Source organism: Sinomonas sp. (assembly GCF_051955515.1).
Classification (GTDB): domain Bacteria; phylum Actinomycetota; class Actinomycetes; order Actinomycetales; family Micrococcaceae; genus Sinomonas.
Genome location: NZ_JBQCGQ010000327.1, coordinates 1 through 23,414 on the forward strand (window position 1 = coordinate 1; position 23,414 = coordinate 23,414).

Below are 23,414 nucleotides of genomic sequence, written 5' to 3' on the forward strand. Positions count from 1 at the left end.
GGGGTGGGCCTCGGTGAGCCACAGGCCGGGGGCGCGGAAGACCTCGTCGCTGGGGCGGAACGACGAGACGACCATCCACAGCAGCGGGTAGATCATGATGATCGCGGCGACGATGAGGATGACGTGCTTGACCGCGCGTCGTGCCCGGCCCCTGGCGGAGTAGGCGAGGCCTGCTTGAGGGACGCGGGGCCGGTTGCGGGCGCCGTGCGGCGCGTCGTCGGTGACGCGCGGGGCGGCGGTTTGCGGGGCTGCTTCAGTCGTCATAGAACACCCAGAATTTCGATGCGTAGAAGTTGATGGCCGTGAAGGCGCCGACGATGATCAGCAGGACCCAGGCCATGGCGGAGGCATAGCCCATGTCGAACTGGCCGAAGCCGCGCTGGTAGAGGTACAGGGTGAAGAACATGCTCGAGTCGCTGGGTCCGCCGGTGCCCCCGGAGACGATGAACGCTTGGGTGAAGGACTGGAACGCGCCGATGATCTGCAGGACCAGGTTGAAGAAGATGATGGGGCTCAGCAGCGGCAGGGTGATCTTGGCGAAGCGAGTGAGCCGGCCGGCGCCATCGACGGCGGCCGCTTCGTAGTACATCGTGGGGATCTGCCGGAGCCCGGCGAGGAAGATGATCATGGGGGAGCCGAAGGTCCATACGTGCAGCAGGATGATGCTGCCCAGTGCGGTGCTGGGGTCCGAGATCCAGCCTGGTCCGTGGATGCCGACCATGGCCAGGAGCTGGTTGACCAGGCCGGAGGTGCCGAACATCTGCTTCCACAGCACGGCGATGGCCACGGAGGAGCCCAACAGCGACGGCAGGTAGAACACCGAGCGGTAGAACGCGAGCCCTTTCAGACCCTTGTCGAGGGCAAGGGCGACGATGAGCGCCAGGGCGAGCTGGAGCGGGACGCCGACAATGACGTAGGTGAGCGTGACGCCCAGGGAGTTCCAGAACCGCTCGTCGCCCATCATGCGGGTGAAGTTGTCGAACCCGATGAAGTTGGGGTCTTGGATGAGGTTGTAGTCCGTGAACGCCAGGTAGAGCGACATGAGCATCGGCCCGACCGTGATGCACACGAGCCCGACGATCCAGGGGGCCAGGAAGATGAAGGCCGCCTTGTTGTCCTTCTTGGTGGTCGCGGCGGCCCGCCCCTTTCCGGCGGAACCCTTCTTGCTGAGGCTCCCGAGCTCGGCGAGCGCGCTCACGGCGTGAAACCTTTCACGGTCGCCGCTCCTGGCCGGGGCGACGGGATCGATTGTGCGGTGTACACGAGACGTTCCTCCTCTGCGTGGGAATGCGCTTTCACGCCAAGATAGGACGGGCCATGAGCGCCGTCAAGACTTTTGCCACCCTTGAAAAATCAAGGGGAATGCGTTTTCCTAAGTTCTTGACGCTGGATGTGACCTCAGACATACTCAGTGAATCAGAAACCGATTTCTCGTGCAAAAGCTCCGCACCTCGACCATGGGAGAGACAATGACGACTCTGACTCGCCGCTCGGCGCTCAAGCTCTTCGCCGGAACGGCTGCCGTGGGCGTCCTCGCCGGCTGCGGAACAGGCGGCGGAAGCAAGAACGCCGACGGTTCGGTGACCCTCCGCTTTGGCTGGTGGGGCAACGACGTCCGCAACAAGCAGACGCAGCAAGTGATCGACGCCTTCCAGCAGGCGCATCCCAACATCAAGATCCAGGGCGAACCGGGCGTCTGGGCTGGCTACTGGGACAAGCTCGCCACCCAGACGGCCGCGAATGACATGCCGGACGTGATCCAGATGGACCTCGCCTACATCGCCGAGTACGGCGGGCGCGGCGCCCTCCTTGACCTGTCGAAGCAGAAAGGCCTCGACCTCTCGGCGTTCGACAAGAACACGCTCTCTTCAGGCCAGTACACGGGCAAGCAGTACGGCATCAGCACCGGACAGAACGCCTTGGCCGTCTTCGCGAACGTCAACGTCTTCAAGAAGGCAGGCGTCCCGATTCCGGACGACACGACGTGGACGTGGGACGACTTCCTCAAGACCGCTCAAGCCGTCGCCGCCGGCGCCTCCAACTTCGGCTCGTCCTATGGCCTGACGGACCAGAGCCTCAACATCTGGCTGCGGCAGCGCGGCGAGCAGCTCTATACCGACGACGGACAGACCGGCTTCACGGTGGACGGCGTCGCCTCCTACATGGCTTTCCAGAAGAAGCTCATGGATGCCAAGGCTGCTCCGCCGGCCAGCGTAGGCCAGGAGGACATCGGCGCGGCGGTCGAGCAGAGCCTCGCGGCGACGAACAAGACTGGCATGTCGTTCTGGTGGACCAACCAGCTCGGCGCCCTCCAGAAGGCCACCGGCAGTGACATCAAGCTCCTCCGCGTCCCGAGCCAGGACGGCAAGGCGCAGGACGACGGCCTCTTCTACAAGCCCTCCATGTACTGGTCCGCTTCATCGCGGACCAAACACCCGGAAGAGGTCGCCACCTTCATCGACTACCTCGTCAACAGCACGGACGTCGCCAAGGTCATCACCACCGAGCGCGGCTTCTCGACGTCGCCCAAGATCCAGGATGCGATCAAGCCGCTGCTCACGCCGACCGACAAGACGGCGCTGGACTTCCTGACGGCGATCAAGCCCGAGCTCGGCCAGGCCCCCGCGGTTCCGCCGACCGGTTCGAGCAAAGTCGCCGACTCGCTGGGCCGCCACACGACCGACGTCCTGTTCGGCCGCGCCGACGCACAGTCCGCAGCCGCCGCGTTCAAGAGCGAGGCCGACAGCCAGATCAAGAACGCCAAGAAGTAGTCAGAGGCCGTGGAGGAAATCGGGGTCGTCGTCCGGTGCCATCGGGCGTCGGCCCCGAGGGCCCCCGCCGGATGACGGCGGAGCGGAGCGCCGCGGGCGTCCGAAGATGAACCACAGAGCCGTGCCGACGGCGGGCAGCACGGTGATGAAGAACCAGGCCGTCTTGGACAGTCCGCCTCGGACCGCCGAACGGTCGGCCATCGCGCAGTCAACCATTGCGTACAGCCATGCGGCCAGAATGGCGATAACGGGCAGAAGGCGGGCCATGAACCTATTTTAGTAAACTTGGCTAGTGGCGTTTCTCAAGTACTCCCTCGTCCGTGCTGCCCTCTTCGTGGTGCCGTTCGTCATCTTCCTGCTTCTCGGGATCGGGGGAGTGCTCTCAGCGGTGTATGCAGTGATCATCGGCTTCGCGGTCAGCTTCCTTTTCTTGGGTCGCCAGCGGAACGCGGCGGCGACGGAAGTCGGCGACGTGTTCGGCGGCCGGAAGAAGGTGCGCACCTCGCGTGAGGAGGAGGACGCCGAGGCCGAGGACTCGATCGACGAGGCCCAGCGCCGCGAGGACGACGAGTCCGACGACGAGCAGCGCCCCGAAGCTTCCTGACACGTTGCCCCGTCACGTTTGCAGGGTGTCTCGGTGCCTGCACCCTGCGGATGTGACGGCGCAAGCGGGGCGCGCAAGCTGAGGGGACGCACCCTGCGGAGGTGACGGCGCAAGCCGGACGGCGCAAGCGGGGCGCCGGGCGCTACCGCCGCCCCAACACCTCCGCGACCGCGAACAGCAGCGCGAAGCCGAGGTTGAGGAAGCCCGTCTGCTGGAGCACCGGAATGAGCGCGGGGCCGCCGGCCCCGGAGAGCATGATTCGCGACGGCACCACCGCGGCAGGCACCAGCACGAGCACGAGCAGCATCCACGGGTTCGCCGGCGTGAGCAGCAGGGCGGCGACGACGGCGACCGCGAGCATCGCGGGGTACGAGGCCCGGGCGGCGCGATCCCCGAGCCGCACAGCAAGAGTGCGCTTGCCGGCAAGGCGGTCGGTGGGGATATCGCGCACGTTGTTGGCCATGAGCAGAGCGACGGCGATCAGCCCGGTCGCGACGGCGCCGGCCCAGGCCGGGCCGCTGAGCGCGAGGGCTTGCGTGTAGGTCGTCCCGAGCGTGGCCACGAGGCCGAAGAACACGAACACGAACACGTCCCCGAGGCCGAGGTATCCGTACGGCCGCTTGCCCCCGGTGTAGCCCCAGGCAGCGAGCACGCAGAGCACGCCGACGAGGATGAGCCACCACGTTCCTGAGAGTGCCACGAGCACGAGTCCGAACAGGGCCGCGACGCCGAACGAGAGGAACGCCGCGCGCTTGACCGCACGGGGTGTGGCCGCGCCGCCGCCGACAAGGCGGAAGGGGCCGACACGGTGGTCGTCCGTCCCACGGATACCGTCGGAGTAGTCGTTCGCGTAGTTCACGCCGACCTGCAGCATCACCGAGACCAGGGCCGCGAGGACGGCGTTGAGCGGCTTGAAGCTGCCGAGTCCGTAGGCGGCGGCGGTGCCGACGATTACAGGCGCAACGGCCATGGGAAGGGTCCGGGGCCGGGCGCCCTGGACCCACTGAGCGAGAGATGCCAAGAGGTTTCCTGCGGGTGGGTGATGGATGGATTAAGTCGTCGGCCGGCGGCGCGCGGCGTGGGCCCGCGCGAGCGCCTCGCCGAGCATCTGCCGGTCAGGCTTCCCGTTGGGGAGCAGCGGCAGCGTCTCGAGGATGAGCCACGTCTTGGGGGCGAGCTTGCCGAGGCGGTCGACGGCGGAGGCCCGCACCGTGGTGAGGGCGGTTTCGCGGCCGGCGGGGGTGCTCACGTCCCCTGGGCCGGTGAGGACGACGGCGGCCGCGAGCGCCTGCCCCCACTCGGCGTCGCGCACGCCTGAGACGAAGGCGTCGCGCACGCCGTCGATCGCCTCGAGCTGGGCAGCGACCTTCGCCGTGGACGCCTTGACGCCGCCGGTGACCACGACGTCGTCGGTCCGGCCCACGACGCGAAGCCGCCCCTCGCCGTCGAACTCGCCGATGTCGGAGGTGACGTACCAGCGTACGCCGTCCTCCTCGAGGAAGTGCTGGGCCGTGCGCTCGGAGTCGCCGACGTACCCGGCAGCGACCACGGGTCCCCCGAGATGGATCCGGCCGTCTTCGGCGATGCGCACGGATACCCCTTCGAGCGGGAAACCGTTGTACACGCAGCCGCCGCACGTTTCGGCGGAGCCGTACGTGGTCACGACTTTGGCACCGGCCTCGGCGGCCCGATCGAGGAGACCCGGCGGAATGGGCGCGCCCCCGATGAGGACCGCGTCGAAGCGCCGCAGGACCTTCGCCAGCCGCGGTGACGGATCCTCGAGCAGCCTGCGCAGCTGAGTCGGGACGAGCGAGGTGAGCCGGAACGGGTCGGTCATCTCCTCGGCGGCCTCGGCGAAGCGCTCGGGCGTGAAGCCGTCCGTGAGCTCCATCTCGACGGGCCGCGTGCCCGCGTACAGGGACCGGACCAGGACCTGGACGCCGGCCACGTAGTCGAGCGGGAGCGCGAGGAGCCATTGCCCCTCGCCGCGAAGATTGAAGGCCGTGCTCATCGACGACGCCGCCAGGGCGTCCACAGTGAGCGCCGTCGCTTTCGGAATTCCGGTGGACCCCGAGGTGCGCACGACGACGGCCGTGCCCGGAGGCAGCGCGGCGGCCGCCGTCGTCGGACGCCAGAGCCGCCACGAGCCGTGCTGCGGCCCGCTGCCGCTCGGGCCGAACTCGACGGCGGGACCTTCGCCGGCGAGGGCTGCGGCGAGGGCCTTGAGGACGGGATCCAGACTCATGCGCGGTTCCTCAGCAGCTCAGTAGTAGTACGGGAACGGGGACCAATCGGGGTCGCGCTTCTGGAGGAACGCGTCGCGGCCCTCGACGGCCTCGTCGGTCATGTAGGCGAGGCGGGTCGCCTCGCCGGCGAAGACCTGCTGCCCGGCGAGGCCGTCGTCGGCCAGGTTGAACGCGAACTTGAGCATGCGGACGGCCTGCGGGGACTGGCGGGCGATGTCCTCGGCGTACTCGAGCGCGACCTCCTCGAGCCGGGCGTGCTCGACCGCCTCGTTGACCGCCCCCATCGCCACCATGTCCTCGGCCGTGTACTCGCGGGCCAGGAAGAAGATCGCCCGCGCGCGCTTCTGGCCGATCTGGCGGGCCAGGAGGGCCGAGCCGTAGCCTGCGTCGAACGAGCCCACGGTGGCGTCGGTCTGCTTGAAGCGGCCATGCTCGCGCGAGGCGATCGTGAGATCCGCGACGACATGGAGCGAGTGTCCGCCGCCCGCCGCCCAGCCGTTGACGACGGCGATGACCACCTTGGGCATGGTCCGGATGAGCCGCTGCACCTCGAGGATGTGAAGCCGGCCGGCGCGGGCGGGGTCGATGGTCTCGGCGGTGTCCCCGGAGGCGTATTTGTAGCCCTCCCGCCCGCGGATCCGCTGGTCCCCGCCAGAGCAGAACGCGTGGCCGCCGTCCTTCGGCGAGGGGCCGTTGCCGGTGATGAGCACGGTCGCCACGTCCGGCGTCATGCGGGCGTGGTCGAGCGCGCGGTAGAGCTCGTCGACCGTGCCGGGGCGGAACGCGTTGCGGACCTCGGGGCGGTCGAACGCGATGCGGACAGCCGGAAGGTCCCGCACGATCGCGCCGTCGGCGTCCCTCTCCACCTGCCGGTGGTACGTGATGTCCTCGAACCCGAACCCCTCGACGGCACGCCAGCGGTTCGGGTCGAAGACGTCGGAGACTTTCTCGGGCAGAACGGGCGCGGGGGAGGAGGTCACGCCTGAAAGTCTAGTCTCGGGGTCCGACCCCTCCGTCGCCGTCTCGGGCCGCCCTTACGAAATGCAGAACTCGTTCCCCTCGGGGTCGGCCATCGTGTACCAGGAATGCGGGCCTTCTGCCGCCTCCCACAGGAAAGTGGCGCCTCTGGCCTCGAGCTTGGCGCGGACCACGTCCTTGTCGTCCCCGTCGAGCCGGACATCCCAGTGCACGCGGTTCTTGACCGCTTTCGCCTCCGGGACAGTCTGGAACAGGATGCGGCGCCGGTCCTTGCGGCCGAGCTCGTCTTCGGGGGCGATAGCCGCAGCAGTGGCCCAGACGAGCGAACCGTTCCACGTCGTCGTCTCCGTTTCGGTTGCGTAGCCCTCGGCGATCATGCGGCGGATGAAGTCCTCGTCGCTCGGCTCAACCGCCCAGCCGAGCGTCTCGGCCCACCAATCCGCCTGAGCGTGCGGGTTCTGCGAATCCACGACCACCTGAATCCTGTATGCCATGGGTCAACGCTAGGCGGGAGCGTCCGCCGCGGGAAGGGAGAAGCGGACAGCCCGTTCCGCAGCACTGGAACGGTCTGCACGCCTTGACACGCGCCTTCGGCTCCCGGCACGCTTGACCCCATGGTCCGCTGATCGCTTCCCATTCCCACTCCGCCTGGGCAGAAGTCTGCCCGCGAGCTGCCGAAGCGAGGCCATCAATGCACGCGCACCCTTTCCACCCCCATATCACTTTGACCGACGTCTCCCACGGCTACGGAGACCGCCTCCTCCTCGATCGCGTGAACCTCGTGATCGCCGACGGCGAGCGGATCGCCGTGGTCGGCGAGAACGGCGCGGGGAAGTCCACGCTCCTGCGCCTTCTCGCGGGTCAGGAGGCGCCGGACGCGGGCAGGGTCGCCGTCCACGGCCCAACCTCCCGCCTCGCCCAAACCCCTGACGGCGGCGCGAGCATCGCGGGCCTGCTCGAGGCCCTGCGCGGCGCCGACGGCTCGGGGGACGCCGACGACGACGGGGCCTCCGCGCGCCTCCGCGCCGAGATCGCTCTCGAGCGGCTCGGCGTCGGGCACCTCGTGCGCGGTGCGGCGGACCGTCCGCTGGCCAGGCTCTCGGGCGGCGAGGCCGAGCGCGTGGCACTGGCGTTCGCGCTCGCGGACCCGGCGCCGATCCTGCTCCTCGATGAGCCCACGAACCATCTCGACGCGGACGCCGTCGCCTGGCTCGAGGCCGAGCTCGCCTCGCGGCCCGGGATCGTCGTGGCGGTCTCCCACGACCGCGACTTCCTGGGGCGCTTTGCCCGCGTGATCCTCGAAGTCGACGCGGACCGGCAGAGCGTGCGCCGCTACGGCGACGGGTACGCGGGGTATCGCGCCGCGAAGGTCCGCGAGCGCCGTGACTGGGAGCGTGCCTACCTCGAGTGGGTCGCCGCAAAGGACCACGAGCGCGAGAAGGCGGCGGCCGTCTCGGGCCGCGTCGCGTACGGGCGGATGACGGACAAGGACAAGTCGGGGTTCAACTACTTCGGCCAGCGCGTGAGCGCGGCGGTGGAGAGCCAGACCCGGTCCGCGCGCGAGCGCCTGCGGCGGCTCGAGGCCGAGCCGGTCATGCCGCCGCCGCGGCCGCTGCACCTTGCCGTGGCCTTCGAGGCTGACGGCGGCGCGGCGGTCAGCGTTCGCGGGGCGTCAGTACCGGGCCGGCTCCGCGCGGTGGACCTCGACGTGGCGCCAGGCGGCCGACTCGCCGTCACCGGTCCCAACGGGGCGGGCAAGACGACCCTGCTGGGCGTCCTCGCCGGGAGAGTGCCGTTCGAGGGGGTCGCCCAGGTGAGCGGGGCCCGAGGCGAGGACGACGGCGAACCCAGGGCCGCCGTCGTCGGCCTCCTCCCGCAGGAGCTCGCCCCGCCGAAGGACCCGCACGCCCGCCTGCTCGCCGCCTACGCGTCTGGGCTTCCCGGCGACCTCGATGAGCATGCCGAGCGGCTCCTGCATCTGGGACTGTTCCGGGTGGGGGACTTCTTCGTCCCGGTGGGGTCGCTGTCTGCGGGGCAGTACCGCCGGCTCGCGCTCGCGCGGCTGCTCTCGGGGACCCCGGACGTGCTCCTGCTTGACGAGCCGAGCAACCACCTCGCCCCGCTCCTCGTGGGGGAACTCGAGGAGGCCCTCGAGCGCTATCGCGGAACCCTTGTGGTCACGAGCCACGATGCGGCGCTCCTGCGATGGTTCTCGGCGATGGGCGGCGACGAGCTACGGCTGGAGCGAGGAGAGGTCGAGCGTGTACAGCAGCACCACTGAGAGCAGGTTCTTGAGGGCGTGGAGGGAGACGCTGAACGCAAGGTTGTTGCCGGTCCACGCGTAGGCGAACACGAGGACGCCGCCGAGCCCCACGTACGGGGCGAGGGCCTGCAGCGTGAAGGCGTCGCTGCTGAGGAGGTGCAGCGACGCGAACAGGACCACCGAGAGGGCGTAGCAGAACCACTTGTTCACGTAGAGGCTCAGCTTGCCGATCATGAGGTGGCGGAAGATGAACTCCTCGACGAACGGGCCCAGGACAACGAGCAGCGGCGCGGTGAGCCACCACGGGACGCCGCGCGCGAGCCCCTCGATGCTCTCCTGATTCTGAGAGACCTGGATGCCGCCCGAGAGCGCAACGAGGATGGCCGTGACCACGAGCATCGCGATGAGCAGGAGCGGCAGGATCCCGAGGGTGAACCACGGCCGCGTGCCGAGGATCCGCACATCGCGAGCGAAGTAGGCCCTGGCAGCGATCGCCGCGACGATGAACACTACTCCGTACACAGCAAGGTTCAGCAGGTAGGACCCGGCGAGCGGGTTCGCGCGCAGCCACGCCAGGCGGTCGAGCGGGAGCAGGATCGCCGCGAGGGGGAGCAGGACATAGAGGACGACGGCGAGCGCGTCCGTTCCCGTGAAACGGCCGAAGCGTCGGCCGGGCGCGGGATCACCGGGCCGGCGCCCGGGAGCTTGGGGCATTGAGTCGACAGTGCGCATTTGCCGGTGGAACGAGCGGAAGCGCGTTCGCGTTCCGGCTTCGGGGGTAAGGCATGGGTGTTCGGTGGGGCGACGCGGCGCAGAACGGCTGGAGGAGGAGTCCATGGCGGGAACGGACCGGATTGCAGAGCCTTGGGGCACCAGAAGCCCCTACGGGCCGGGGGAGGCCTGGCCGCAGAGGGTGGACACGCATCTCGCGGAAGGCCTGAGCGCCGAGGACGTTGACAGCTGGATCCAGACCGCGTCCCTCCTGCACTCGAACGGCGACGCGATGGACATCGCCGTCAAGGACGGGCGCATCGTCGGGGTGCGGGGACGCGCCGTCGACCGCGTCAATCACGGTCGTCTCGGCGTGAAGGACCTCTACGGATGGCAGGCCAACTCTTCCCCGGACCGACTCACGCGGCCGCTCATCCGAGAGGGCGGGCGCCTGGTCGAGACGGACTGGGACACCGCGATGAACCGGATCGTGCAGCGCACTCAGGAGCTCCTCGACGAGCAGGGCCCGAGCGCGATCGGCTTCTACACCACCGGCCAGCTCTTCGCCGAGGAGTACTACACGCTGGGGGTCGTGGCCCACGGTGGGCTCGGGACCAACCACGTGGACGGCAACACGCGCCTCTGCACCGCGACGGCGGCCGCGGCGCTCAAGGAGTCCTTCGCGAGCGACGGGCAGCCCGGCTCCTACACCGACATCGATCACGCCGACGTGATCGCGCTCTACGGGCACAACGTCGCCGAGACGCAGAGCGTGCTGTGGATGCGCATGCTGGACCGGCTCGCGGGACCGAACCCTCCGAAGATCATCTGCGTGGATCCGCGGCCCACTGAGGTCGCCCGCCACGCTGCGGTGCACTTGGCCCCGTTGCCGGGCACCAACGTGGCCCTCATGAACGGGCTCCTCCACGAGATCATTGCCAACGACTGGGTCGATCACGCCTACATCGAGGCCCACGCCGTGGGCTTCCAGGAACTGGCGAAGCGGGTGCAGGATTACCCGCCGGAGGTCGTGGCCGAGATCTGCGACGTCCCCGCGGACCAGATTCGCGAGGCCGCCTCGATCCTCGGGCACGCGGAACGCCTGCTCTCCACCGTGCTGCAGGGCTTCTACCAGTCGAACCAGGCCACCGCCGCGGCCGTCCAGGTGAACAACATCAACATCATCCGGGGCATGCTCGGCAAGCCGGGCTGCGGCGTCCTCCAGATGAACGGGCAGCCCACCGCGGAGAACACGCGCGAATGCGGGGCCGACGGCGATCTGCCCGCCTTCCGCAATTGGACCAACGACGCGCACGTGAAGGACCTCGCGAAGGTGTGGAACGTCGACCCGATGGACATCCCGCACTACTCGCCGCCGACCCACGTCATGCAGATGATGCGCTACGCCGAGGACGGCTCGATCAGGATGCTCTGGGTCAGCGGCACGAACCCGGCGGTCTCGCTGCCCGAGCTCCCCAGAGTCCGGTCGATCCTCCAGCAGGAGCGGCTGTTCCTCGTGGTCCAGGACATCTTCCTGTCCGAGACCGCCCAGCTCGCCGACGTCGTCCTGCCTGCCGCGACGTGGGGGGAGAAGACAGGGACATTCACCAACGTCGACCGCACGGTGCACCTCTCGGAAAAGGCCGTCGACCCGCCGGGGGAGGCCAAGGCCGATCTCGACATCTTCATCGACTATGCCCACCGTCTGGGGCTCAGAGACAAGGACGGCGCGCCGCTCGTGAAATGGCACGACGCAGAGTCCGCGTTCGAGGCGTGGAAGGAATGCAGCCGGGGAAGGCCCTGTGACTACACGGGCCTCACGTTTGAGAAGCTGCGCGGAGGCTCGGGCATCCAATGGCCGTGCAATGACGAGCACCCGGACGGAACCGAGCGCCTGTACGAGGACGGAAGGTTCTTCAGCGCCCCCGAGTACTGCGAGAGCTACGGCCGAGATCTGGTCACGGGTGCGCCGCTCGACGAGACCGAGTACAAGGCCCTGAATCCCAGCGGGAAGGCCATCCTGAAGGCCGCCGCCTACGTTCCCGCCCATGAGATCCCGAGCGAGGACTTTCCCTTCATCCTCATCACCGGCCGCACGCTGTACCACTTCCACACCCGCACGAAGACCGGAAGGGCTCCCGAGCTGCAGGCTGCCGCCCCCGACGTGTGGGTGGAGATCTCGGAAGGCGATGCCGCCGTCGTCGGCATCTCGGAAGGCGACCTCCTTGAGGTGGCGAGCCCCCGCGGCTCCCTGCAGGCAAAGGCCCGGATCACCGGAATCCGCAAGGGCGTAGTGTTCGTTCCCTTCCACTACGGGTATTGGGACACCGAGGGCGGCCACGAGCCCGACGACGCAGGACGCGCCGCGAACGAGCTCACCATCACCGATTGGGACGCGTGCTCCAAGCAGCCGATCTTCAAGACGGCGGCGGCGAGCGTCAAGCGGATTGCCGCGGCCGATGGGCCCTCTCCCGCGCCGACGACAACGGCGTCCCGGCCCGTGGCCCCGCTGGCAGAGGCCGAGATGGATCCGATGACGACGGGAGGGACCCGATGAAGATCGGCTTGGCCCTTGAGGAGCTCCACCGCTCGGAGGCGGAGCTTGCACGCGAACTGCTCAAGATCTCGGAGCGCCACAAAGTGGACCACGAGATCTTCCACCTCGCGCGCGACCTCGCGGGGTGGTCCCAGCGCCACGTCCGCGAGATCTCGGAGATGGCCAAGACCTACGGGCAGGATCTGGATCCGGACGCCGGCACCACGCACGGCCCCGTCGATGCCCTCGTCGAGAAGGGCAGCGAGCTGGTGGGGCACCTGAAGTCGCCGGGGCTCCTGCTTCTTCGGGACGTCCGAGAGGTGTACATCAAGGCGGCCGGCGTGTCTGTGGAATGGGAGCTCCTCGCCCAGGCAGCCCAGGGGATCAAGCACAAGGACCTGCTCGACCTGGCCAAGAAGAACCACCCGGACACCCTGCGCCAGATGCGCTGGGCGAACAGCAAGCTCAAGGAGAGCGCAACCCAGATTCTCGTCAGCTAGCCAGACCCAGCGCCTCTCTGGACAGACAGTTCTGTCTACTCCTAGTGTCAAGGGATAAGCGCGGCCCGAGTTCGAGCCGCGCGGACCTCGAGGCGGGAGGGCTCGGCTGACAGTCGGCCGGGACTTCAATCGCAGTCGGACCTCATTGGGACAGGCCGGCCGAGCGCTTCTTCTCGGTTCTTCGCCTCGCCCCAGTGAGGAGCATTTCCTCTTGACACTCACACCTATCTCGGGCCCGGTGAAAGCCAGGGCCGTCTTCGACCGCGCCGCCCCCTCTACCCTTGAACGAGCCCGAGCGGCAGGGGAACTCGCCGTCGCCTATCTGAACGGCGTTGATGCCGAGGCCTTCCGTTATCGCTGCCCGGCCAGCGAACCCGAGGGCCTGCGCCAAGCCGCCCGGTTAGGCCTGGCCAAGGCCGTCCGCCGCTATCGCGGCGGGCTGAGAGCCGCCTGATACTCATCCCTGCCCGCGACGAATCCTGGCTACGGGTTGACCCCAGTCATGCGACGGGTAATCTTTATAGAACGAACGGTCGGTAAGTCGTTGTAGTCCTCGACGATCCGACCGGAACCCAACGCATAAGGATGTGCTCATGGCTGAGGCCTTTCTGATCGGCGGCGCGCGGACTCCGGTGGGCCGTTATGGCGGTGCCCTGTCCTCGGTCCGCCCGGATGACCTGGCGGCGCTGACCGTGAAGGCTGCGGTGGCGCGTGCCGGAATCGACCCGGCCGAGGTGGACGAGGTGATCCTGGGCAACGCGAACGGGGCAGGCGAGGAGAACCGGAACGTGGCGCGGATGGCCTGGCTGCTGGCGGGCTACCCGGACTCGGTGCCGGGCATCACGGTGAACAGGCTGTGCGCCTCGGGCCTGTCGGCGATCATCATGGCCTCGCACATGGTCAAGGCTGGCGCCGCGGACCTCGTGGTTGCTGGCGGGGTGGAGTCGATGTCCCGGGCGCCGTGGGTGATGGAGAAGCCGTCGACGGCGTTCGCGAAGCCCGGGGCGGTGTTCGACACCTCGATCGGGTGGCGGTTCACGAACCCGGCCTTCCTCTCCGGGGAGCTCTCACGGGACGGGAAGGCGACGTACTCGATGCCGGAGACGGCCGAGGAGGTCGCCCGGGTGTTCGAGACTTCGCGCGAGGACTGCGACGCGTTCGCGGTGCGCTCGCACGAGCGGGCGATCGCGGCGATCGAGGCGGGGCGGCTCGCGGAGGAGATCGTGCCCGTCACGGTCACCGGCAAGAAGGGCGCGCAGACGGTTGTGGACACCGACGAGGGGCCGCGGCCGGGGACGACGATGGAGGTCCTCGCGAAGCTGCGCCCGGTGGTGAAGGGCGGCTCGGTCGTGACGGCGGGAAACGCGTCCTCGCTGAACGACGGGGCCTCGGCGATCGTGGTCGCCTCGCAAGGGGCAGTGGAGCGCTTCGGGCTGGCGCCCCGGGCGCGGATCCTGGACGGGGCCTCGGCCGGGGTGGCGCCGGAGATCATGGGCATGGGCCCGGTCCCGGCGACGCGGAAGGTGCTCGAACGCACCGGCCTGTCCGTGGCGGATCTGGGTGCGGTGGAGCTGAACGAGGCCTTCGCCTCTCAGTCCCTGGCGGTGATGCGGGAGCTCAAGCTCGAGGAGGAGACGGTCAACGCCGACGGCGGCGCGATCGCCTTGGGCCATCCGCTCGGCTCCTCCGGGTCCCGCCTGGTGGTGACGCTGCTGGGTCGGATGGAGCGCGAGCTCACCGGGGCGGGCCGGAAGCTCGGCCTCGCGACGATGTGCGTGGGCGTGGGACAGGGCACCGCGCTGATCGTGGAGGGTATGTGATGGGCCTGGACGCGTCCGGGTTCACCACCCTGAAGGTCGAGGAGCGGGTGGATCGCCTCCACGTTCGGCTGCACCGCCCCGAGGTGCGCAACGCGATCGACGCCGCGATGGTCGAGGAGCTCCATGCCGTGTGCGCGCACCTCGAGGCCGACCCCAAGATCCTCATCGTCTCGGGTACACCAACTGACACAGGTTCCGGCGCGAAGGGGATCTTCGCCTCAGGCGCGGACATCGCCCAGCTGCGCGAGCGCCGTCGTGACGACGCTCTGGCCGGGATCAACTCGACCGTCTTCGACCGCATCGCCAAGCTGCCGATGCCCGTGATCGCGGCCTTGGACGGGTATGCGCTCGGCGGGGGCGCCGAGCTGGCGTACGCGGCGGACTTCCGGATCGGCACCGAGTCGCTGCGTCTGGGCAACCCCGAGACCGGGCTCGGCATCATGGCCGCCGCCGGGGCGACCTGGCGGCTCCGGGAGCTCGTCGGGGAGCCTCTCGCGAAGCAGATCCTGCTCGCGGGCCGGGTCCTGACCGGGCAGGAGTGCCTTGCCGCCGGCCTGATCAGCGAGCTCGTCGAGCCGGAGAAGCTCCTGGCCGCGGCGGACGCCCTCGCGGACCGGATCGCGGCCCAGGACCCGCTCGCGGTGCGGATCTCCAAGGCCGTCTTCCACGCCCCGCGCGAAGCGCACCCGGTGATCGACACCCTGGCTCAGGGGATCCTGTTCGAGTCCCAGGCCAAGTTCGACCGCATGCAGGCATTCCTCGACAGAAAGAAGAAGTAGATGGGCACAATCAACCTCGCCGAGGGCCTTCCCGCGCACGTCGGTGTGCTGGGCGGGGGCCGGATGGGCGCCGGGATCGCGCACGCGTTCCTCATGAAGGGCGCCAAGGTCGTGGTCGTCGAGCGCGACGAGCAGGCCGCCGAGGCCGCGAGGGAGCGGGTCGAGGCGTCGGTGGCGAAGTCGATTGAACGAGGAGCCTTGGAGGGGGAACCGTCAGAGACAAAGGCAGCGGTCCTCGAATCCTTCGCCACGAGCGTGGACTACGCCGACTTCGCGCTGTGCGACCTCGTCGTCGAGGCCGTCCCCGAGGACCCGACGCTCAAGGCCACGGCGCTGGCCGCCGTCGAGCGCGAGATCTCCCCGCACGCGTACCTGGCCACGAACACGTCCTCGCTGTCGGTGAGCGAGCTCGCTGCGTCGCTCAAGCGGCCCGGGCAGTTCCTTGGCCTGCACTTCTTCAACCCCGTTCCTGCTTCGACCCTGATCGAGGTCGTCATCGCGGAGCAGACCTCTCAGGAGACCCAGGCCGCCGCCCGCGGCTGGGTCGAAGCGCTGGGGAAGACCGCCGTCGTCGTCAAGGACGCCCCCGGGTTCGCCTCCTCCCGCCTCGGGGTGGCGATCGCGCTCGAGGCCATGCGCATGGTCGAGGAGGGCGTGGCGACGCCGGAGGACATCGACAACGCCATGGTCCTGGGCTACAAGCACCCCACGGGTCCGCTCAAGACCACCGACATCGTGGGCCTGGACGTCCGGCTCGGTATCGCCGAGTACCTCCACAAGACTCTCGGCGAACGCTTCGCGCCCCCGCAGATTCTCCGCGACAAGGTCGCCAACGGCGAACTCGGCCGCAAGACCGGCAAGGGCTTCTACGACTGGGACTGACGCCCCCAACGCGTGGCCACCTCTCTCCCAACGCCTGGCCACGTTTCACTCAACGCGTGGCCATTAGTCTTCAATTGGTGAGAGTGTGGCCGCGCGTCGGGCAGGAGGTGGCCGCGCGTCGGGCGGGAGGTGGCCGGGGGTGGAGGGAGCGGACATGACGGAGCGCAGTGGCGAGGGGCAACGACCCTCCAACGACGACGGCGCCGTCCACTGGGAGGGCGCGGTCAACGCGCGTCGCGTGCTTGGCTCCGTCTACCGGATGGGCCGCAGCGAGTGGCTCACCGAGCGCGGCTGGCGGCAGATGCACGACGACGGCGTCCGCACAGTCATCGACCTCCGGAACCCGGGCGAGCGGCGGCGGAGGCCTACCGATCCGGAGGTGCCGAACGAGGCCATGGAGGGCATCGCCGTCGTCAATGCCCCGACCGAGGATCCCGAGCACCCCGAGCTCGCCGACCTGTTCGCCCGCCAAGTGCCCCCGTATCTCAACCACCCGAATGGCTATGCCGGGGTGGTTCGCCTCTTCCCCGAGAGGATCGCAGCGGTGTTCCGGACCATCGCGGACGCCCCCGGGGGTGTCGTGGTGCACTGCTCGGCGGGCCGGGACCGCACCGGGATCATCATCACGATGCTGCTCCAGCTCGCCGACCCCGCGGTGGCCCAGGAGAAAGCGGCGGCCCAGTACGAGGCGAGCGTGCGCAGTATCAACGAGTGGCACCGCATCAGCCCCGTCAAGCACCCATACGAGAGCTATCAGGAAGAGGCCGAGCTCGAGCCGATCCTCGCCGAGCGCCAGGCCGCGCTCGCGGAATTCGGCGCGGGCATCAACGCCGAGGAATACCTCCTCGAGCATGGCCTCAGCCGAGCCGAGCTGGAGCGTGTCAGGGCGAAGCTGCGGCGCGGCTGAGGCCTCGCACGACTGGCCTTGGCTGCCTTACCGGACGAACGGCGCGACCGCCGGGACGTAGCCCTGCGTGTAGCCGCTGTCGTTCGGATGGTACGAGCCGGGCGCGAGCCCTGTCGGCGTGAGAATCGGCCCGTTGATCCAGGGATCCTGCGAGCCGACCCCATGCCCCAGGAAACGGAAGGTGACATCTGCGTACCCAGCCCCATTGCGCCATGCTGTCGTCGCGATCGTTGCGTTGAGAAGCAACGTTGCGGCGTTGATCGACGCAGCGGCTTGCTGCTGGGCGGGCGGCAGGCCAGACACCGTGAACAGGAGCGGATAGCCCGTCAGCGTGATGCGGGCCGTCGGATCCTTGGCGCGTACAGCAGCGATCGTTGCAGACAGCTTCGCCGGGAGTTCCGGGATGAGGACCGTCGTCGAGTAGAAGAGGGTCTGGTCGCACTGAGTCGCTGTGCCGAAGAAGCAGCTGACCACGGCGGCGCCTGCCCCGGCGTCGTTCGCGCCGACGGTGATAGTGACGTTGCGCGTGTTGGACGGAAGCTGGGGGATTTGGGCCGCGATGACGTCTGAGGTCATTGCTCCGAAGCAGCCGAGGTCGTTGCCGCCGAGCTGGACGGGGTAGGCCACAGTGGTCTGCTGACATGGAACGTTCGTTACCGTGCTGCCGCCGGTGCCGGCTGCGATCGAGTCGCCGAGTCCGACGTACGACGGCGGAGTGGCGGCTTGCGCTGGCAGGGTGGCACCAGCGAGGAGGCCAAGGGCCGCAAGGACGGCGAGCAGCACGCGGATGAGGCGCGAGGATCGGGGCTGGGAGTCGATCATGCCGCTCAGGGTAGGCCTGCTGCGCCGGTGGGACTAGGTCTCGAGGCGCGGGCCGTGTATTCTATTGCCATTACCGAACGGCCGGTCAGTAATTAGGCTCTCCAAGCGCCGGCCGTCCCGAGTCCCCGCATCGGAAGGAACCGTCGACGATGACCACTGCCGCGGCACAATCGATCCAGACCACGATCGTCCCGAGCTACGTCCTTGACGCCTGGTGGACTCCAGAGGGCGCGGCAGGAAAGGCCGCCGAAGTCCGCGATGCGAGCACCGGCGAGCTCCTCGCCGCGGTGAGCACCGAAGGGCTGGATCTGGCCGCCGTCGTGCGCCACGGCCGCACCGTGGGGCAGTCGAGCCTGGGAAAGCTCACGATCCATGAGCGTGCGCTCAAGCTCAAGGAGCTCGCCCAGTTCCTCAATGGCCACCGCGAACAGATCTACGAGCTCTCCTACAAAACCGGCGCCACGAAGCTCGACTCGATGGTTGACGTCGACGGCGGCATTGGCGTTCTCTTCACCTTCGGCTCGAAGGGGCGCCGTGAGCTCCCGAACAGTCAGGTCATCGTCGAAGGTCCGCTGGAGACGCTCTCGCGGGACGGCTCGTTTGTGGGCGAGCACATCTACTCGCGCATTCCCGGCGTCGCCGTGCAGATCAACGCGTTCAACTTCCCGGTCTGGGGCATGCTCGAGAAGTTCGCCCCGGCGTTCGTGGCGGGCGTCCCGACGATCGTCAAGCCCGCGACGCCCACGGGCTACGTCACCGAGGCCGTCGTTCGGCTCATGATCGAGTCCGGCATCCTGCCGGCTGGCTCCCTCCAGCTCATCTCCGGCTCGGCGCGGACCCTCCTCGATGAGCTCGACTACCGGGACATGGTGTCCTTCACCGGGTCGGCGTCGACCGCCAACCTCCTCAAGTCCCACCCGAACGTGGTGCACGGCGGCGTGCGCTTCACGTCCGAGACCGATTCGCTCAACGCCGCCATCCTCGGCCCTGACGCTGGCCCGGGCACGCCCGAGTTCGACGCGTTCATCCGCTCCGTGGTCACCGAGATGACGGTCAAGGCCGGCCAGAAGTGCACCGCGATCCGGCGCACCATCGTGCCGAAGGACATGGTGGACGACGTCGTTGCCGCCATCGGTGCGCGCGTCACCGACAAGGTGGTCCTTGGCGATCCCCGTGTGGAGGGCGTGACGATGGGCGCTCTCGCCTCGGTCGGGCAGCTCAAGGACGTCCGGGACGCGGTCGAATCTCTCGTCGCGTCAGGCGGCCGGATCGCGTGGGGCTCGCTTGAGGCGCCGGAGGTCGTGACCTCGGGCGGTTCCAAGGCCGCCGTGCCCGATGGCGCGTTCATGTCGCCCGTGGTGCTCACGTGGGACGACGTCCGCGCCCCTGCGCTGCACGGCACGGAGGCGTTCGGCCCGGTCTCCTCGGTGGTGGGCTACTCCTCGGTGGAAGAGGCGGTCGAGCTGGCCGCCCTCGGCGCGGGCTCGCTCGTCGCGACGGTCTGCACCAACGATCCGGAGACCGCGCACGCCCTCACCCTCGGCATCGCGTCCCACCACGGCCGCGTGCTCGTGCTCAACCGCGAGGACGCACGGACGTCCACGGGCCATGGTTCGCCTGTCCCGCACCTCGTCCATGGCGGCCCGGGCCGCGCGGGCGGCGGGGAGGAGCTCGGCGGCATCCGCTCCGTCAAGCACCACATGCAGCGCACGGCGATCCAGGGCTCGCCCAACATGCTCACGGCCGTGACGGGCGTGTGGCACAAGGGAGCCGACCGTCACCTCGCGGACCCCGCGAACCCTGAGACTCACCCGTTCCGCAAGTCCCTCGCGGAGCTGCGCATCGGTGACGCCGTCCGCTCGGAGCTGCGCCAGGTCACGCTCGAGGACATCACCCGTTTCGCGAACGAGACCGGCGACACGTTCTACGCCCACACGAACGAGGAGGCCGCGGCAGCGAACCCGTTCTTCCCGGGGATCGTCGCGCACGGCTACCTGCTCGTCAGCTGGGCGGCGGGGCTTTTCGTCTCGCCCGAGCCGGGGCCAGTGCTCGCGAACTACGGGCTCGAGAACCTCCGCTTCCTCACCCCGGTCCCGGCTGGCGACTCCATCCGCGTGACGCTGACCGCGAAGCAGATCACGCCCCGTGTCACGGACGAATATGGCGAGGTCTGCTGGGACGCGGTGATCGAAAACCAGAATGACGAAATTGTCGCCACCTACGACGTGCTGACCCTCGTCGCCAAGGAGTGGCCCGCCTAGAATGGGTGCCGTCAGTTCACCCTCGTGGAGGTGCCCCATGAATCTGGCGACGCGACCCGCAACAACAATCCTCACGGTGGCCGACGAGGCCCGGGCGAAGGATTTCTACCAAGGAGCGCTGGGGCTCCCCGTCCGCGGCAAGGACCCGACCGGAATGATGATCTTCGGTCTGGACGGAACCGCATCGTTGGGCCTGATGGTCGATCCCAAGTCGGTCCACTCAGGCCACACCGCCATCACGTTCGAGGTTGACGACCTCGACACCACGATGCGCGAACTCGAAGGGCATGGCGTGCACTTCGAGGACTACGATCTCCCCGATCTCAAGACGGATGAGCATCACGTCTACACCATGGGCGACGAGCGCGCCTCGTGGTTCGCAGACCCCGATGGCAACATCCTCTGTCTGCATCAGGGCGGCGCAATCGAATACAACATGTAGTCCCGCACAAGGACGACGACGGAGGGCCGGGCCGAGCGCCCGGCCCTCCTCCGCGCGCGGGAAAGCATGCGCGGTGCCTACTTGGAGGGCTGAAGAGTGGGACTGGCCGAGACCGACTCCGTGGAGCCTCCCGAGGCCGGCCTGCTTCCGGTGGGCGAGGACGTCGTCATCGAGCCGTTGGGGGATACGGCGTACCAGACCCCGCCGACGCCCTGCCCGTTCGCCGTCCCCGGCGAGGTGTCCTTCGCGTAGTAGTAGATGGGCAGGCCGTTGAGGGTGATCTGCTTGCTGCCGTCCGCCGCGGTGATGCTGCCGACCTTGGCCGTGATGCCCTGGAGCCGAGGAGCCTGGTCACTCGTCACGGCCGGCCACAGGGTGGCGCAGCCGCCGAGGCACGCGCTCTTCGCTTCTCCCGGGTTGTCCAAGGTGTAGAAGTAGACGGGCATTCCGTTCGCGTCCACGACGATGGTCTGGCCGTTCACCGACGCGGTCTTGAGGCTCGAGGTCGCCTTCGAGGACGCATTGGGCGCTTCGCCTCCGGGTCCGTAGCCGCTGGCGGACGCCGCCGGTGCCGAGGACTCCGGCTGCTGGGAGCTGGGGCTGCTTCCGCCGCACCCGGCCAGCGCAAGGGCCAGCAGTGAGGTGCAGGCTGCGAGGATGAGGGGCCTCCGTTGCTGGTGCATGACCGTCTCCTACCCTCATCCTCGCTCTCTACCCCGATCGCGGATGCGGCTACGATCCCTTCATGACTGAGGATGTCCTCGCTGAACCTCTGCCCCTGCACCGGTATCTCCGGCCGATCCTCGGACAGGTTCCGGAGCCCCGGGATTGGCGGAGCGGTCCACGGTGGTGGTGGGGCGGCGCGCTCGACGTCGAGGGCCTCGCCCTGGGCGCGATGGGAGCGCTCATCGCGGCGCTCGACGCCCTCGCCCCGTCCCCCGAGGGCCAGCGCCGAGCGTCGACGTCGTCGGAGCTCCTCGCCGCGTCCTTCGACTCGGTCCGGCATCTGCTGATCGATGGCAAGGCGCCCGACGTCTGGGCCCCGACGTCCGGCTTCCGCCCGACCGCCGACGGCTGGGTCCGCCTCCACGCGAACTATCCACACCACGCTGCCCGGCTGCTCGCAGGGCTCGGGATCGCCGATCCCTCCCAGCTTGATGCCGCCCTCCGCGAGCGTTCGGCACTCGACGTGGAAGCCGACGTGCGGCGGGCCGGGGGAGTAGCTGCGGCCGTCAGGTCGCCCGAGGAGTGGTCGTCCTCGCCGATGGGGCAGACCGCTGCCTCCCAGCCGTGGATGGACGTGGTGGTCGCCGAGGAAGTGGCGAAGCCGCCGCTCGAGGTTGCGGGCGGCCTTCCCCTGTCCGGTGTGCGTGTCCTCGATCTCACCCGGGTCATCGCGGGGCCGAGCGCCACACCCTCCTCGGGGCCCTCGGCGCCGATGTCCTCCGCATCGACCCGCCCCAGTACCCGGAGCTGCTCGACGCCCATCTGGACGCCGACTTCGCCAAGCGCAGCGCCGTCGTCGACCTCGCCGACGGCGACCAGCTCGCGCGGGTGCGCGAACTCGCCGGGACGGCCGACGTCGTCGTCCTCGGCTATCGCGCGGCCGCCCTCGCCCGCTTCGGGCTAGATCCCGCCTCGCTGCGCACGGACCAGCCGCAGCTCGCCGTCGTGTCCCTCAACGCGTGGGGCCGCGGCGGGCCGTGGGCCGAAGCGCGCGGCTTCGACAGCATTGTGCAGGCGGCCTGCGGGATCGCGACGATCTACGGCTTGGAGCACGACGGCGTCTGGCGGCCGGGTGCGCTGCCGGTCCAGGCGCTTGACTACGCCACGGGCCTCGGGGTTGCCGCTGCCGCAGTGGCCTTGCTCGCGGCCCGGCGCCGCGGGATCGCGGGCAGTGCCCATCTTTCGCTCGCGGCCACAGCGCACGAGCTGCTCGCGGCACCGACGCCGTCCGGAGCCGAGGCCAGGTCGTTGCCGGTGGCACGTCGGCAGGCCGAGAGCCCCCACGGGGTCTTGGACTACGTGCCGCCACCGCTGCTCCTGGACGGGGCGCAGCTCGAATACCCGCACGGACCCGAGCGGTACGGGTCCGCTTCGCTCGAGTGGCTCTAATGGCTCGGATGGCTCTAATGGTCAGCTCCGGCTTCGGCGGAGCCAACCATCGATCGACCAGGCGAGCTCCACCAGCACGATGCCGACGCCGGCGCAGGCCAGCGCGGTGAGGGTGTAGCCCGGGTGGCTGGGGTCGAGTTCGAACAGCTGCCGCGTGAGCGGGAGGGCGAACATCACGAACGAGGCGGCCATCATGAGCGCTACGAGCCCAACCTTCCACCATTCGTACGGCCGCGCCACGATCGCGAGCACCCAGAGCGCGATCGCGATCAGGGTGATGAGCGCGGAGGTGCTGGCCTGCACCTGGGTGGGGCCGCCGTCGGCCATCGAGGAGCGAACCACAAGGTAGCTCGTGAAGCAGGCCACGGCGATCACGACGCCCGCCGGGATCGCCATGCGCAGGACGCGCCCCACGAAGCCGGGGCGGGCGCGGTCGTGGTTGGGCGCGAGGGACAGGATGAAGGCGGGGAGCCCGATCGTGAACCAGCCGGTGATCGTGACGTGGCGGGGGAGGAAGGGGAACGGGAGCGGGTCCAAGCCGATCAGCCCCGGGACGCCCACCATCAGCGCAAGGAGCACGGAGTAGACCGTCTTGGTGAGGAACAAGTTCGCCACCCGCTCGATGTTGCCGATCACCCGCCGGCCTTCGCCGACCACGTGCGGCAAGGTCGCGAAGCTGTTGTCGAGGAGGACGATCTGGGCGACGGCCCGGGTCGCTGGGCTTCCGTCCCCCATGGCCACGCCGATGTCCGCGTCCTTGAGCGCGAGCACATCGTT

Annotated in this window: 22 protein-coding genes and 2 pseudogenes; 13 read left to right on the top strand and 11 right to left on the bottom strand. The window is 69.0% G+C overall.

Going from position 1 to position 23,414, the window contains the following annotated elements; translation table 11 throughout:
• Positions 1-264, bottom strand: a pseudogene (locus ACTHL9_RS19340) (carbohydrate ABC transporter permease); the annotation flags it as partial.
• Positions 254-1,198, bottom strand: coding sequence for a carbohydrate ABC transporter permease (locus tag ACTHL9_RS19345; protein ID WP_440520922.1), 945 nt, complete (start codon positions 1,196-1,198; stop codon positions 254-256). The gene ACTHL9_RS19345 and the pseudogene ACTHL9_RS19340, both read right to left, overlap by 11 nt.
• 271 nt (positions 1,199-1,469) lie before the next feature.
• Between ACTHL9_RS19345 and ACTHL9_RS19350 the strand changes: the two genes are divergently transcribed.
• Positions 1,470-2,771 (top strand): ABC transporter substrate-binding protein, encoded by a 1,302-nt coding sequence (locus ACTHL9_RS19350; protein WP_440520923.1) that lies wholly within the window; start codon positions 1,470-1,472, stop codon positions 2,769-2,771.
• Here ACTHL9_RS19350 and ACTHL9_RS19355 read toward each other — a convergent pair whose 3' ends face one another.
• Entirely contained in the window at positions 2,772-3,038 is a 267-nt protein-coding gene (locus ACTHL9_RS19355; RefSeq protein ID WP_440520924.1) for a PLD nuclease N-terminal domain-containing protein, read from the bottom strand.
• Between the two features lie 25 nt (positions 3,039-3,063).
• On the opposite strand from ACTHL9_RS19355, the gene ACTHL9_RS19360 reads away from it, so the two are divergent.
• Positions 3,064-3,375: a DUF4229 domain-containing protein gene (locus ACTHL9_RS19360; RefSeq protein ID WP_440520925.1), complete on the top strand. Its 312-nt coding sequence runs from the start codon at positions 3,064-3,066 to the stop codon at positions 3,373-3,375.
• Positions 3,376-3,517: 142 nt separating this feature from the next.
• On the opposite strand, the gene ACTHL9_RS19365 is transcribed toward ACTHL9_RS19360, so the two are convergent.
• From ACTHL9_RS19365 to ACTHL9_RS19380, 4 genes are read right to left on the bottom strand one after another with little or no spacing between them, the layout of a single operon-like run.
• Positions 3,518-4,396: a 1,4-dihydroxy-2-naphthoate polyprenyltransferase gene (locus ACTHL9_RS19365; protein ID WP_440520926.1), complete on the bottom strand. Its 879-nt coding sequence runs from the start codon at positions 4,394-4,396 to the stop codon at positions 3,518-3,520.
• 30 nt (positions 4,397-4,426) lie between these two features.
• Positions 4,427-5,620, bottom strand: a complete 1,194-nt coding sequence (locus ACTHL9_RS19370; RefSeq protein ID WP_440520927.1) for an AMP-binding protein — start codon at positions 5,618-5,620, stop codon at positions 4,427-4,429.
• Positions 5,621-5,638: 18 nt separating this feature from the next.
• Positions 5,639-6,601: a 1,4-dihydroxy-2-naphthoyl-CoA synthase gene (locus ACTHL9_RS19375; protein ID WP_440520928.1), complete on the bottom strand. Its 963-nt coding sequence runs from the start codon at positions 6,599-6,601 to the stop codon at positions 5,639-5,641.
• A 54-nt stretch (positions 6,602-6,655) separates the two neighbouring features.
• A complete protein-coding gene (locus ACTHL9_RS19380) occupies positions 6,656-7,093 on the bottom strand; it encodes a VOC family protein (RefSeq protein WP_440520929.1) in 438 nt (145 codons plus the stop codon).
• Positions 7,094-7,323: 230 nt separating this feature from the next.
• Here ACTHL9_RS19380 and ACTHL9_RS19385 point away from each other — a divergent pair, with 230 nt between their 5' ends.
• Positions 7,324-8,880: an ABC-F family ATP-binding cassette domain-containing protein gene (locus ACTHL9_RS19385; RefSeq protein WP_440520930.1), complete on the top strand. Its 1,557-nt coding sequence runs from the start codon at positions 7,324-7,326 to the stop codon at positions 8,878-8,880.
• Here the strand turns inward: ACTHL9_RS19385 and ACTHL9_RS19390 are convergent.
• Positions 8,833-9,576 (bottom strand): lysostaphin resistance A-like protein, encoded by a 744-nt coding sequence (locus ACTHL9_RS19390; RefSeq protein WP_440520931.1) that lies wholly within the window; start codon positions 9,574-9,576, stop codon positions 8,833-8,835. The two genes, ACTHL9_RS19385 and ACTHL9_RS19390, sit on opposite strands and share 48 nt — an antisense overlap.
• 121 nt (positions 9,577-9,697) lie before the next feature.
• On the opposite strand from ACTHL9_RS19390, the gene ACTHL9_RS19395 reads away from it, so the two are divergent.
• The 7 genes from ACTHL9_RS19395 to ACTHL9_RS19425 all read left to right on the top strand — a co-directional run bounded on the left by ACTHL9_RS19395 (position 9,698) and on the right by ACTHL9_RS19425 (position 16,997).
• On the top strand, positions 9,698-12,130 hold the full coding sequence (locus tag ACTHL9_RS19395; protein ID WP_440520932.1) for a molybdopterin oxidoreductase family protein: 2,433 nt from the start codon (positions 9,698-9,700) through the stop codon (positions 12,128-12,130).
• Positions 12,127-12,609 carry a hypothetical protein gene (locus tag ACTHL9_RS19400; protein WP_440520933.1) on the top strand — a complete coding sequence of 161 codons (483 nt, stop codon included), beginning with the start codon at positions 12,127-12,129 and terminating at the stop codon, positions 12,607-12,609. Before ACTHL9_RS19395 ends, ACTHL9_RS19400 begins: the two co-directional genes overlap by 4 nt.
• Before the next feature lie 211 nt (positions 12,610-12,820).
• Positions 12,821-13,063 carry a hypothetical protein gene (locus ACTHL9_RS19405; RefSeq protein WP_440520934.1) on the top strand — a complete coding sequence of 81 codons (243 nt, stop codon included), beginning with the start codon at positions 12,821-12,823 and terminating at the stop codon, positions 13,061-13,063.
• Positions 13,064-13,202: 139 nt separating this feature from the next.
• Positions 13,203-14,429, top strand: coding sequence for an acetyl-CoA C-acyltransferase (locus tag ACTHL9_RS19410; protein ID WP_440520935.1), 1,227 nt, complete (start codon positions 13,203-13,205; stop codon positions 14,427-14,429).
• Complete coding sequence (locus ACTHL9_RS19415) at positions 14,429-15,208, top strand: enoyl-CoA hydratase/isomerase family protein (RefSeq protein WP_440520936.1); 780 nt, start codon at positions 14,429-14,431, stop codon at positions 15,206-15,208. The genes ACTHL9_RS19410 and ACTHL9_RS19415 overlap by 1 nt, the downstream gene beginning before the upstream one ends.
• Positions 15,209-16,090: a 3-hydroxyacyl-CoA dehydrogenase family protein gene (locus ACTHL9_RS19420; RefSeq protein ID WP_440520937.1), complete on the top strand. Its 882-nt coding sequence runs from the start codon at positions 15,209-15,211 to the stop codon at positions 16,088-16,090.
• Positions 16,091-16,244: 154 nt separating this feature from the next.
• Entirely contained in the window at positions 16,245-16,997 is a 753-nt protein-coding gene (locus ACTHL9_RS19425) for a tyrosine-protein phosphatase (protein WP_440520938.1), read from the top strand.
• 27 nt (positions 16,998-17,024) lie between these two features.
• On the opposite strand, the gene ACTHL9_RS19430 is transcribed toward ACTHL9_RS19425, so the two are convergent.
• Positions 17,025-17,819: an SGNH/GDSL hydrolase family protein gene (locus tag ACTHL9_RS19430; RefSeq protein ID WP_440520939.1), complete on the bottom strand. Its 795-nt coding sequence runs from the start codon at positions 17,817-17,819 to the stop codon at positions 17,025-17,027.
• A 149-nt stretch (positions 17,820-17,968) separates the two neighbouring features.
• Between ACTHL9_RS19430 and paaZ the strand changes: the two genes are divergently transcribed.
• Positions 17,969-20,080, top strand: coding sequence for a phenylacetic acid degradation bifunctional protein PaaZ (gene paaZ / locus ACTHL9_RS19435; RefSeq protein WP_440520940.1), 2,112 nt, complete (start codon positions 17,969-17,971; stop codon positions 20,078-20,080).
• A gap of 37 nt (positions 20,081-20,117) precedes the next feature.
• Entirely contained in the window at positions 20,118-20,522 is a 405-nt protein-coding gene (locus ACTHL9_RS19440; RefSeq protein ID WP_440520941.1) for a VOC family protein, read from the top strand.
• 77 nt (positions 20,523-20,599) lie between these two features.
• On the opposite strand, the gene ACTHL9_RS19445 is transcribed toward ACTHL9_RS19440, so the two are convergent.
• Complete coding sequence (locus ACTHL9_RS19445; protein WP_440520942.1) at positions 20,600-21,205, bottom strand: COG4315 family predicted lipoprotein; 606 nt, start codon at positions 21,203-21,205, stop codon at positions 20,600-20,602.
• Positions 21,206-21,812: 607 nt separating this feature from the next.
• Between ACTHL9_RS19445 and ACTHL9_RS19450 the strand changes: the two genes are divergently transcribed.
• A complete protein-coding gene (locus ACTHL9_RS19450) occupies positions 21,813-22,637 on the top strand; it encodes a CoA transferase (protein ID WP_440520943.1) in 825 nt (274 codons plus the stop codon).
• A gap of 21 nt (positions 22,638-22,658) precedes the next feature.
• Here ACTHL9_RS19450 and ACTHL9_RS19455 read toward each other — a convergent pair.
• Positions 22,659-23,414: pseudogene (locus ACTHL9_RS19455) on the bottom strand (cation-translocating P-type ATPase); the annotation flags it as partial.